Raw genomic sequence first — 12,654 nt, forward strand, 5'->3', positions numbered from 1 at the left:
TTTGATTCCTAAGAATCAATGATTACCTAAGTAATCTTTTTGATTATCATCAACGAGTGCCCACACAGATTGATAGGTCTAAATTGTTAAAGAGCTTACTTTAAGCTTTTGCTCAAAGTGGACGGCTATTCTATCGATTTAACTTTCAGTGTCAAACACTTTCTTGTTATTTCTTTAACTACGTTAAGTAGTTAACCGTCATGGTTGACCGGTAACACCGTGTGGTGTTTATCGTGACAACGGGAGCGAAGTATAGAGACTTAACCAATTAACGCAAGAGAAAAACCAACAAAAAGAGACAATCATGCACTGTTCGTTCAAAGGTTAAGCAAAGCACTCAAAAAAACAGCAAAAAGGGAGTCCTAAGCCTCCCTTCCTTTAATCAAACACACTAAGGTTAAACTTGATGGGCAATAATTTTGTCGTTATGTACCAATAGCGTCACGCTTTTATCTGGTATCACTTTCCCAGCAAGAATAGCTTTAGCTAATGGGTTTTCGATACTTTGTTGAATCGCGCGTTTTAATGGTCTTGCTCCATAGACAGGATCAAAGCCAACTTGAGCGATCCACTCTAATGCCGCTTCCGATACATCAAGGTGATACCCCTGCCCTTCCATTCTCTGACCGAGGCGCTTCAATTGAATGGCTGCAATTGACTGAATATGCTCTTGACCTAAAGGATGAAAAACAACACTTTCATCGACACGATTTAAAAATTCAGGTCGGAAATGCTGGCTAACAATATCCATCACCCCTTGCTTAATACCCTCGTAATCTAGCGTTGCGAAATTATCTTGAATCTGAGATGAGCCTAAGTTAGACGTCATAATGATAACAGTATTGCGAAAATCAACCGTACGCCCTTGTCCATCCGTCAAACGTCCGTCATCAAGAACCTGTAATAAGATATTAAAAACATCTGGGTGTGCTTTCTCTATTTCATCTAACAAAATGACAGAGTAAGGCTTACGTCTGACGGCTTCTGTTAGGTAGCCACCCTCTTCATAACCCACATAGCCAGGAGGCGCTCCCACCAAACGGGCAACAGAATGCTTCTCCATAAATTCAGACATATCAATTCTGACAATGGCATCTTCACTATCAAACATAAAGTGAGCAAGCGTCTTACATAACTCTGTTTTCCCGACACCCGTTGGACCTAAAAATAAAAATGAGCCAATTGGACGATTGGGATCAGACAAACCAGCACGACTACGGCGGATAGCATTAGAGACCACTTCGACCGCTTCAACTTGCCCAATCACACGTTTATGTAATACATCTTCCATACGTAATAATTTTGATTTCTCAGCTTCCAGCATCTTTGCAACGGGTATTCCGGTCTGCTTCGATAAAACCTCAGCAATTTCTGCATCCGTCACTTTATTTCTTAATAAAGTCATTTCTTGCATTTCTGCTTGAGTGGCTAAATCGAGTTTCTTTTCTAACTCAGGAATACGACCGTATTGAAGCTCAGACATTCGATTTAAATCACCCGCACGGCGAGCAAAGTCCATATCCATTCGCGCTGTTTCTAATGCCGCTTTAATATGCTGAGTGCCAGAGAGCGCCGCTTTTTCACTATTCCAAATCTCTTCTAACTCTGCATACTCACGCTCTTTCTCATTCAGTTCATCGACTAATATAGATAAACGTTTAACACTGGCATCATCATCTTCATTAAATAAGGCTTGTTGCTCTATCTTTAATTGGATAATTTTGCGTTCTAGTTTATCAAGGGCTTCTGGTTTAGAGTCAATTTGCATACGAATACTAGAAGCCGCCTCATCAATAAGATCGATAGCTTTATCTGGCAATTGGCGGTCCGAAACATAACGGTGCGATAAACTTGCAGCAGCAACAATCGCAGGATCGGTAATTTCAACATGATGATGAAGCTCATAGCGCTCTTTTAGACCACGTAAAATAGCCACTGTGTCTTCAACGCTTGGCTCATCAACTAATACTTTTTGAAAACGACGCTCTAAGGCTGGGTCTTTTTCAATATATTGGCGGTACTCATCTAAGGTCGTGGCACCAACACAATGAAGTTCGCCACGTGCTAACGCCGGTTTTAGCATGTTACCGGCATCCATCGAGCCTTCACCTTTGCCGGCACCCACCATGGTATGCAGTTCATCAATAAAGAGGATTACATTACCCTCTTCTTTCGATAACTCATTTAAAACCGCTTTTAATCGCTCTTCAAATTCACCACGATATTTAGCACCAGCAATCAACGCGCCCATATCTAAAGAGAGAACACGGCGTCCACGCAGACCTTCTGGCACTTCATCATTAATAATGCGTTGAGCTAAGCCTTCGACGATCGCTGTCTTTCCGACCCCAGGCTCCCCAATAATGACTGGGTTATTTTTAGTACGGCGTTGTAAAACTTGAATCGTGCGACGAATTTCATCATCTCGACCAATAACAGGATCGAGTTTCCCTTGCTCAGCTCGTTCAGTAAGATCAATGGTGAACTTATCTAGCGCTTGGCGGGTTTCTTCGGCATTAGGATCATTGACTTTTTCACCACCGCGGATTTGGTCAATGGCTTTAGTAATGCCAGCTTGGGTCAAGCCCGAGTCTTTGAGTAACTTACCTAACGGACCTTTATCCTCTATGGCAGCAAGGAGAAATATTTCTGATGAGATATAGGTATCTTGGCGTTTCTGAGCAACTTTATCGCATAAGTTAAATAACGACCCCATCGCACTGGATAGTTGAACATCGCCACCAATGCCACTCACCTTTGGAACTCGCTCTAAGATTTCACTCAATTTAGAGCGCAGTTGCACGACATCAATATCCAAAATCGTTAATAAAGGACGGATAGTGCTGCTATCTTGGTTTAGCAAAGAAACCATAAGATGCACGGGTTCAATATATTGGTGATCTCGACCTAAAGCCAAAGACTGGGCATCTGATATAGCCACTTGAAATTTACTGGTAAAACGATCTAAACGCATAGCAACCTCCGAACTCAACTGAGACGTTTCTTACTTAAAAGATGGTTACACGATAGATTGTTTTCAAGGGGGGAGCAGGAAAAGAGAGGAACTTAAAAAAAGCTTAGTCTTCCAACCAGATAAAGCTCGCTTGTCTCCCAGTCACGCCATCACGGCGATACGAGAAAAAGCGTTCAGGATCTTGATAAGTGCATAAATCACTCATCGTTATCGCACTAACACCAATACAATTAAGACGCTGCTTAACCAATAAAGGCATATTCGCTAGCCATTTATTCGGCTGTTCAGATTGGTTTGATTTACTTTGAAATGCGAGGTGAGCATTAGAGTCAACATCCATAAAGGCTTGACGAACATCGTCACCCACTTCAAAGGCACTTGGTCCAATCGCTGGACCAACCCAAACACTGACCTCTTGAGAAAATTGCTCAATGGCATTTTCCACAATACCATCAGCAAGCCCTCGCCAACCGGCATGAACGGCTGCGACTTGTTGCCCTTGCTTATCACAAATAAGAATAGGCAAACAATCTGCTGTCATTGCTGAACATACTACGCCCGTTGAACGAGTAAACACACCATCGGCATCTAAAACTTGTTCAGTAGGATGAGAAACTTCAACAACACGAGTCGAGTGCGTTTGATTTAACCAAACTGGTGCAGACGGCATCGTTGCTGCCTGCATCAATTGCTCACGATTTTCAGCAACAGAGCTTATCTTATCCCCAACATGCGCACCCACGTTTAAACTTGCATAAGGCGCAAGTGATACACCACCTCGTCGCGTTGACGAAATCGCTTTAACGTGTTTTGGCAGCGACCAGTTAGGGATAATAAAAGGCATTAGATATCCTCAGAGATATTCTCTTTTGCATCTTGACGTAGTGCTTCTGCCATCACAATCATATCTGTTGGAATAGGTGCGTGGAATTCCACCTCTTCGCCCGTGATTGGGTGATCAAAACGCAGCATTGCAGCGTGTAGAGCTTGACGATCAAAAGCACGGATCATAGTCGTTAGCTCTTCTGATGCACCACGTGGAATACGCGCACGACCACCATAAGCAATATCACCTAATAGTGGATGCTGTAGGTATGACATGTGAACACGGATTTGGTGAGTACGACCCGTTTCTAGGCGTAAACGAAGACGTGTATGCTCACGGAAGTGCTCAGCAACGCGATAGTGAGTAATTGCAGGCTTACCTGTTTCATTTACCGCCATCAGAGTACGTTTCGTTGCGTGACGGCTAATCCCTTTCTCAACCATGCCACCAGCGGTCATTTTGCCGATTGCAATGGCTTCATATTCACGAGTAATACGACGCTTTGCCAACGCTCGAACTAAGCGAGTTTGAGCAGGAACCGTTTTTGCAACAACCATCAAACCCGTTGTGTCTTTATCCAGACGGTGCACAATACCTGCACGAGGTACTTCAGCAATCGATGGGTAATGGAATAGCAATGCATTCAATATAGTACCGTTTGGAGTACCTGCACCTGGGTGAACAACAAGATCACGCGGTTTATTGATTACAATGATATCGTCATCTTCAAAGACAATGTTTAATGGAATATCTTGTGCTTCCCAGCGCTCTTCATCTTCAAGTTCAGCCTGAACAATGATCTCTTCGCCACCCATAACTTTGATGCGAGGTTTGGTTATAACAACGCCATCCACTTGGATTTTGCCGTCTAAAAGCCACTCTTTAATACGAGAGCGGGAGAAATCAGCGAAAAGTTCAGCAACGGCTTGATCTAAACGTTGACCAAGCTGGCTATCTTTTACTGTGTTTGTTAATGTGATTTGTTGGGCCATATCGAACTTTTTTAAAAACCGTGAGACTAATACCCATTACTATGGATAGAATAGGACAATAGTATCATTGTATCTGTTACTGTGATGAAAGTAACGGAACCTTACGAAATATTTACTTCAAGGAATCGACTCCTGACATGAAACACCAAACTTTAATTGGCTTACTTGCCTTCTCTCTACTCGCCGGCTGCTCAAGTAGCAAAGAAGCGATAGTACCGGATCTTCCACCATCAGAGCTTTATTCGGATGCCACCATACTGCTTCAAGGTGGTAACTGGCTTTCTGCTATTGAAAAGCTAGAAGCATTAGATTCACGCTATCCATTTGGTGCTTATTCTGAGCAAGTCCAACTTGATTTAATTTATGCTTACTATAAAAACGACGATCTAGCGCTTGGTCTCGCGACTATCGCTCGCTTTACTCGATTAAACCCAACCCATGCTAAATCTGACTGGGTACTATACATGCGCGGTCTAAGCCAAATGGCTCAAGATCGTAACTTTATGCATGATATATTTAATGTTGATCGCAGTGATCGAGATCCTGAGCCGGTTAAGTTAGCCTTTAGCGATTTCAAAACGCTTCTGCAACGTTACCCTGATAGCCCTTATGCAGAAGATGCGCAAAAGCGTATGTTTTCACTTAAAAATCGCTTAGCTGACTATGATTTGGCAACGGCTGATTTTTACTTGCGCCGTGAAGCTTGGATCGCTGCTATCAACCGTAGCCAAGAATTACAAAAGACCTACCCAGATACAGAAGCAGCAAGAAAGTCATTAAAAATCCAATTAAAAGCTTATCAAGCACTTGGATTAGAAGATGCGATAGAAAGAACCCAAACTTTAATTGCTCTTAACTCAATCAATTAGTCTCCATTTTGCAAATATTGAGTATAAATTGCCAAAAGAAGGCTTGTATTCATTACTGCTGCGAAATAAAAAACCACCACAGATTGGTGGTTTTTTATTATCTATGAAAATTGATGTCTCTTAAGTCTGTACCTATGCTGAATAGTAAATCTTCAGATATGGGACCGACATCGCATGAAAAAGATAGTAACGCTACTGTGCGTTTGGCTCTTGTCATTGCCAAGCTACGCGCTTGAGTTATCCCCTATGACAAGAACGCCTTATACTGGTGACTTAGATACTTTAGCTGATACTCATGTGTTACGCGTTCTCGTTGCAGCAGATTTAGGCTTTTACTATATCGATAATGGTAAGCCAACGGGAATTGTTGCAGAACTGCTTTATCACTTTGAAGTCTATAGCCAGAAAAAAAATAGTGCCTTAAAGATACAAGCTATCCCAGTGCAAAGGGATGAGTTGCTGATTACGTTAGAGCGCGGTTATGGTGATATGGCAATCGCTAATTTAACCATTACCGATCAACGATTAGAACGTATCGATTTTAGCGATCCAATCATCACAGGTGTTGAAGAGTGGTTAATTACACGCGATAAAAGCAAGGATATTACCCAAATTTCACAACTCAGCGATCGTGATATATGGGTAAGAGAAAGTTCAAGCTATTATGAAAGCCTGCAAAAAATTAATGAGCAGTTAAAAAAGGATAACCTTTCACCAAGCAAAATCCGTTTTATTGACGAGTCCTTACAAGATTATGAAGTAATAGAAATGATCAAACAGGGCTATATCAACACCACAGTACTCGATAGCCATAAAGCTTACCTTTGGGAGTCAGCGGTAACTGGTCTAAAAGCACACACAAAACTCCCTCTGCGCAGCGAAGGTAAAGTAGGTTGGGCAATAAGAAAGGATAGCCCTAAACTCAAACAACTGATTGATGGGTTTATTAAAGAATCGAAGAAAGGAACTCTGCTCGGTAATGTTATTTACAACAAATACATCACTCGTACCACTTGGCTAAAGAGTGCATTAAACCCCAAAGAGTTAGACAAGCTCGGTCAACTCTCTACATTATTTAAAAAATACTCTGATGAATACGATTTTGACGCTTTGCTTATCTCAGCACAAGCCTATCAAGAATCCGGGCTTGATCAGCGCAAAATATCCAGTAAAGGTGCGATTGGTATTATGCAAGTCCTTCCTACCACTGCGAAGGATCCCAATGTAAATATCAGTAATATTCATAACATTGAGAACAACATTCATGCTGGTGTAAAGTATATGCACTTTGTTAAAGACCGTTATTTTTCAAATGCTGATATGACGGATGATGACAAGATTTACTTCTCATTAGCGGCTTATAATGCTGGTCCTGCCAGAATTACTCGTTTACAGAAACTGGCTAAGCAACATGGCTATGATCCGAATAAATGGTTTAAAAACGTCGAAGTGATTGCCCGAAGAAACATTGGTACCGAAACCGTTTCTTATGTCGCAAATATCAACCGCTACTATGTCATTTATAATCAGCTAACGAAAATACAAGAGGTGCGTGAGTCTCAAAACGCTTGGTTATCACCTATGCTCCCTGTACTGATGGCACCAGTACTTGACCCATAAAAAAATGGCGCAACCTATCATGTTGCGCCACTCTTAAATTTGAATCATGGCTGTACTTATTCGTATCCATATCACAAAAATCGGGTGAGCATTTATTAACCAACCTTAAGTCTCGGCTCATAAAAACCCCCTAAAAACAGTACATTTTTAGCGTATAACCCTTTCCAATCTATCAATATTTCGAACAATAACAAGGAATTTCGGAATAAAAAAAACCAACATTTGCGAAAGATCACATTTAATTTTTGCAGTACATATCACCACTATTACTGTGATCTGCATCACATTTATTCCAGCTCAAATGAGTAATCTGTAGTTAACCCATAAGGGATGACACAGAGGAAATAATTTATGAGAGTAAACATCACTGGCAAAAACATCGACATCACCTCTGCTATCCGTGAGCATATAGAAAGCAAATTTAACAAATTAGAAAAATGGCAAGTCGACGTCATTAATTGCCAAACGAGCTTTAATGAAGAGCCGAATAAACAGAAAAAATTTGAAGCTGTCATCACTATTCCAAAAGGACAACTCATCGCCTCTGCGATTCACAACGATCTTTACGCTGCCGTTAACGAAGTTGAACAAAAACTCGAACGTCAACTCAATAAACTAAGACACAAACCAGAAGCTCGACGAGCTGAAAAGCCTGACTTCGAAGAAAAAATAGAACAAGCTGAAGAACAAACTGAAGAAGAAGCGGTTCTATAAGTAAAACTCCCTTCCCTATAGCGCCTTTAAGGCGCTATTTTTTTGCTTGACGCTCTACCCTACCTTGCTTATTGTGGTAATGCATTCATACGGATAAACAAATTAATGACATTAACCCAGCTGTTCTTTTTTGACTTCTTTTTCTCATTCTTTTCTCTGCCATATTAGAGAGAGGCTCAATCGTTTAAGAACAATAAGTCAAAAACGAGCAGGAAGCCTCCCATAACGGGGGGCTTTTTTATAAGGAACTTTTTGCATGACAGACAACCCGCTATCTCTTGATGATATTCGCCTCAGATTGAATGAGCTTGATGATCACCTATTACGTTTATTATCAGAACGACGCCAACTCAGTATTGAAGTGGCAAAAAGTAAAGTTGAGACATCAAAACCTGTTCGTGATGCCGTTCGTGAGCAGCAATTACTGGTCAAGTTGATTAATAACGGTAAAAGTAAATATCAGCTGGATGCACAATACATCACCAAACTCTTTCACACTATTATTGAAGACTCGGTTTTACTTCAGCAGTCTTACTTGCAAAACCTCGCTAATCCACAAAGTCGCAAGCCATTAGCAAGAGTGGCATTTCTTGGCTCTAAAGGGTCATACTCTCACCTTGCTAGCCGTGAATACTTCAGCCGTAAGAACACTGAACTGATTGAACTCAACTGCGAGCATTTCAAAGATGTGACTTCAACTGTTGAGTCCGGTCATGCAGACTACGGGGTACTGCCAATTGAAAATACCAGTTCAGGTTCTATCAATGAAGTGTATGACTTATTGCAGCACACTACGCTTTATATCGTTGGTGAACTAACTCAACCCATTGAACATTGCTTAGTGGCAAAGAGTGATATTCGCTTAGAAAGCATTAAAACGCTCTATTCACACCCTCAACCACACCAGCAGTGCAGCGAGTTCTTAAGTCACCTGAAAGGAGTAACACTAGAGTCTTGCGTAAGCACCGCAGATGCTATGCGTAAAATTAAAGAGTTGGATCGTGATGACGTTGCAGCTATTGGTCATGCATCAAGTGGAAAACTGTATGGCTTACAGTCTATTCAAGGCAATATAGCAAACCAAACCGAAAACCATACTCGCTTTATTGTTGTTGCGCGTAAGCCCGTTGAAGTATCGCCACAAATTCCAGCCAAGACGACCGTTATTATGTCAACGTCCCAACAAGCAGGATCATTAGTGGAAACTTTACTCGTTTTACAGCGATACGGCATTAACATGACGAAGCTAGAATCTCGTCCTATTATGGGCAATCCATGGGAAGAGATGTTCTATGTTGATCTAGAGTCTCATCTTGATTCACAAGAAATGCAACAAGCCATTGCTGAGCTAACTAAAATTACTCGCCACTTGAAAGTGCTTGGTTGCTACCCGAGTGAAAATGTAAAACCAACCCAAGTGAAGTTACTTTAGGGGATCCATCGCAATGAAAATCGTGGTTATTGCTTCATTAAACCCTGCGAAAATTAATGCGGTGAAAAGTGCCTTTCAAGCGGCACTTCCTCAGCAGATATTTGACTTTAAAGGTATCAGTGTTGCCAGTGGCGTTGCTGATCAACCGATGTCAAATGAAGAAACACACCTTGGTGCCTCTAACCGAGTTGCCAATGCTCGTGTCATGCACCCAGAAGCTGATTATTTTGTCGGACTTGAAGCGGGTATTGAAGAAAACATCACTTTTGCTTGGATGGTGATTGAATCTCAAAATCAGCGTGGAGAATCTCGGTCTGCGAGCCTAATGCTTCCACCTCTTGTGATTGAAAAACTCAAAACAGCCCATGAACTTGGCGATGTCATGGATGAGCTATTTGGCACTGATAACGTGAAGCAAAAAGGCGGGGCAATTGGCTTGCTTACTCAAGATTTACTCAGTCGAAGTGCGGTCTATCATCAGGCATTAATTTTAGCCTTGATTCCGTTCATCAACCCAGAGCACTTCCCTGACAACCTGTAGTGCTCTAATGACTACTTAGCTCTAGTGACTACTTAGCATCAATAACCTAAGCACTAGAATAGCGTATACAACTATCTCAGGCATAATAAAACCTTAGACATAATAAAACGCCACTTAAAAATAACACCATATCGGTATTATCTTTAAGTGGCGTTTTTGATCTTATGTGGATTAAAGATTAAGTAGTAGCTGCTCTAAAGCCTGTTTCTCTTCTACCGATTTTCTTTTTAATTCATTGGATCCACGGGTTATGGTTGCAACACCCACCCCAAGCTTTTGACTCACTTGACGCTGAGATAACTCACCTTTAAAAAGCTCACACAAAATGTTTGCCCTTGCGACTAAAGATTCTCGCTCATCAGGTGTCATCATCATAGTAAGTAACATATCATGCTGATCACTGTCCGCGGCTTTTTTTACCAATGCCATCAACTGCTGCCAATCATAGTATTCAGGATTCTGTTCCATATTACTCTTCGCTTTATCCATCGAACTTCTATTGTAGAGATTTATCTCTCTTTTTTAATCAATATTTTGCTTTGTTTTCAGACTCAGTCAAAAAATCCCCCTCTACATTGAGAAGATTTCGATAATAAGTCTCAAACATTAAGATATTTTGCACATAACCGCGTGTCTCTTTAAATGGAATAGACTCAATAAACGCATAAGGGTCAAGTTGACCAGCACTACGCTCACGCCACTGTTTCACTCGATTAGGACCTGCATTATAGGCTGCTAAAGCAAAAATTCGGTTATTATCATATTGATCTAATAAGCTCGCTAAGTACTGACTGCCAATCTCAATGTTTTTTTCCACAATATATAAATCATCAGCACCACTATAATCTATCTTAAATTTCTTAGCGGTATGACTGGCTGTGGTTGGCATAATTTGCATCAAACCTCGCGCACCAACCGGCGAATTAGCATCGACATCTAACGCACTCTCTTGCCTTGCCAATGACACTAAAGTGATTGGGTCTAAGTCATGTTTTTCAGCGTAGAAGTTAAACCACCAGCGATGGGCAAGTGGAAAGCGCAAGTCCATATAATCCCACATTTTTGCAGAGATCGTCGCCAGTACCGTCAAATGATGCCAACGTTGCTGACCGGCATAAGCGGCTAACATTTGCTTCTCATCAATCGATGCATTGCGTAATAACCAGCGCCACTCACTTTTTGCTGCTGATATTTTATCAACATCAATTAGTTCTTTAACTCGTTCAAGGGCTTTTTGATCAGCGGCTAACTTCGTTTTATCAAAAGTGATACTTTGCTCTGGATACTGAATCGTTTTATTTAAAGCGGTTGCTGCTGCGACACTATAGAAATTGCGCTCGCCAAGAATCGCATTTAACCGCTTCTCCCCTTGAGATTGACGACCTAACGCCATTTCAGCTCGTCCCTGCCAATACTGCCAGCGTAAACTGCTTTGATTACTTTGCGGCAGACGGCTAATCCAACGGATGATCCCTTGCCAGTCGCCATGCTGAACGGCTAGCTGTGCACGTCTCTCAAGCATTGCACTACTTGCAGAGCTCATCAGTGCACTATCACGCCATTCAATGACCTTAGGATCGTCGCTATTTATCACTCTAAAGATGGCGTAATCTCGTAGTGCTTGCGTGCGCTGTTCGCCTAAGTTTTGCGACAAACTCGCCCCTTCAATTACTTTACTGGCAGCGACGGCATCTTTTCTTGCCCAAAGTTGTACCGCTAGCTCGGTTTGCTTTTGATAAAAAGGGGTGATTTTATGTTTCTCGGCAAAAACGGCAGCGAGTTGCGGCTTTTGAAACAATGCCAACATATCCTTCGCTTGCACTTGAGCTAAGTCGGACGCGGGTAACTTAGCTAAATACTGTAGCGTGCTTAGATTCCTCTGCTCAAAAGCAAGCAGCATGCGCTGTAAAATTAATTCATCCGTGCGCAGTCCCGCCTCACTCCATGCTGAAAACAAAGGATCGCAACGAGCAGAAATATCCTTACCGCTTAACCACAACTGCTCAGCCCCGGCAAAAGCGGCTTGGCTCTGCTGGGTTTCATACTGTGCATAATGATAAAGACACAGGTACTCTTCACCGACAGGCGGTTGCTTTTGAAACTCTAATAAGGTTTGCCACTTTTCTTGCTGGGCGAGAGATCGTAAATAAGGCGCACGTATTCGCCCTGAAAAAGGCAAACCATCAAATTGCGTAATAAAGTGATTCACTTCATCGGGTGACTTCTCATCTAAGTTAACTAAAAAAGCGCGATAATCGGTGTAAGGTGTTAATGAATACGTTTCTATTTTCGGTCTTAACTCTTGATAAGCTTTAATATCTTTCTTATCAAGTAAATCTTGTGCTTGCTGATACGCTAGACGCTGTTGCACTAAGTTTTGCTCTGCTGCAGTCGCATATGAAGCCCCGAAACTGAATGCACTCACCGCTAACATCGTTGAAGCTATTGATGTTCGACCGGTGAGGAAAGTGAGATGTTTGATAGACGACATCATGAGTTTGATTCCTTGCAGTGGACCTTGATATTGAACAGATAAGTACCATAGACGTTAAAATTGTACGCTATGAAATCATCGTTTCTATGACAGTACTATAATGAAACCTTATTGATCATAGAACAGCTTCTGCTATTAGAATGTAATTAAGTGTTATAAACGACTTTAAATCTACCCTAGGAGTAACAAACA

The 12,654-nt window shown here is 41.6% G+C and carries 10 protein-coding genes and 1 other annotated feature; of the genes, 5 read left to right on the forward strand and 5 right to left on the reverse strand.

Annotated features, from left to right (window positions below; genetic code table 11):
- Window positions 1-397 precede the first annotated feature (397 nt).
- The 3 genes from clpB to rluD all read right to left on the reverse strand — a co-directional run bounded on the left by clpB (window position 398) and on the right by rluD (window position 4,792).
- On the reverse strand, window positions 398-2,974 hold the full coding sequence (clpB, locus tag BCU68_RS14340; protein ID WP_102565435.1) for an ATP-dependent chaperone ClpB: 2,577 nt from the start codon (window positions 2,972-2,974) through the stop codon (window positions 398-400).
- Window positions 2,975-3,077: 103 nt separating this feature from the next.
- Window positions 3,078-3,818 (reverse strand): peptidoglycan editing factor PgeF, encoded by a 741-nt coding sequence (pgeF, locus tag BCU68_RS14345; protein ID WP_102565436.1) that lies wholly within the window; start codon window positions 3,816-3,818, stop codon window positions 3,078-3,080.
- Entirely contained in the window at window positions 3,818-4,792 is a 975-nt protein-coding gene (gene rluD / locus BCU68_RS14350; RefSeq protein ID WP_102565437.1) for a 23S rRNA pseudouridine(1911/1915/1917) synthase RluD, read from the reverse strand. The genes pgeF and rluD overlap by 1 nt, the downstream gene beginning before the upstream one ends.
- Window positions 4,793-4,929: 137 nt before the next feature.
- On the opposite strand from rluD, the gene BCU68_RS14355 reads away from it, so the two are divergent.
- From BCU68_RS14355 to yjjX, 5 genes are all read left to right on the forward strand, one after another.
- Window positions 4,930-5,661: an outer membrane protein assembly factor BamD gene (locus BCU68_RS14355; RefSeq protein WP_102565438.1), complete on the forward strand. Its 732-nt coding sequence runs from the start codon at window positions 4,930-4,932 to the stop codon at window positions 5,659-5,661.
- 174 nt (window positions 5,662-5,835) lie between these two features.
- Entirely contained in the window at window positions 5,836-7,281 is a 1,446-nt protein-coding gene (locus BCU68_RS14360; RefSeq protein WP_102565439.1) for a lytic transglycosylase F, read from the forward strand.
- Between the two features lie 351 nt (window positions 7,282-7,632).
- On the forward strand, window positions 7,633-7,995 hold the full coding sequence (gene raiA, locus BCU68_RS14365) for a ribosome-associated translation inhibitor RaiA (RefSeq protein WP_102565440.1): 363 nt from the start codon (window positions 7,633-7,635) through the stop codon (window positions 7,993-7,995).
- Between the two features lie 107 nt (window positions 7,996-8,102).
- Window positions 8,103-8,237: a sequence feature (Phe leader region), on the forward strand.
- A 14-nt stretch (window positions 8,238-8,251) separates the two neighbouring features.
- Window positions 8,252-9,427, forward strand: coding sequence for a prephenate dehydratase (gene pheA, locus BCU68_RS14370; RefSeq protein WP_102565441.1), 1,176 nt, complete (start codon window positions 8,252-8,254; stop codon window positions 9,425-9,427).
- Between the two features lie 13 nt (window positions 9,428-9,440).
- On the forward strand, window positions 9,441-9,968 hold the full coding sequence (gene yjjX, locus BCU68_RS14375) for an inosine/xanthosine triphosphatase (RefSeq protein ID WP_198591745.1): 528 nt from the start codon (window positions 9,441-9,443) through the stop codon (window positions 9,966-9,968).
- Between the two features lie 171 nt (window positions 9,969-10,139).
- Here yjjX and trpR read toward each other — a convergent pair whose 3' ends face one another.
- Complete coding sequence (trpR, locus tag BCU68_RS14380; protein WP_102565638.1) at window positions 10,140-10,436, reverse strand: trp operon repressor; 297 nt, start codon at window positions 10,434-10,436, stop codon at window positions 10,140-10,142.
- Between the two features lie 58 nt (window positions 10,437-10,494).
- Window positions 10,495-12,462 (reverse strand): transglycosylase SLT domain-containing protein, encoded by a 1,968-nt coding sequence (locus BCU68_RS14385; protein WP_241901385.1) that lies wholly within the window; start codon window positions 12,460-12,462, stop codon window positions 10,495-10,497.
- Window positions 12,463-12,654 lie beyond the last annotated feature (192 nt).

The organism is Vibrio sp. 10N.286.49.B3, from assembly GCF_002873395.1.
Classification (GTDB): Bacteria; Pseudomonadota; Gammaproteobacteria; order Enterobacterales; family Vibrionaceae; genus Vibrio.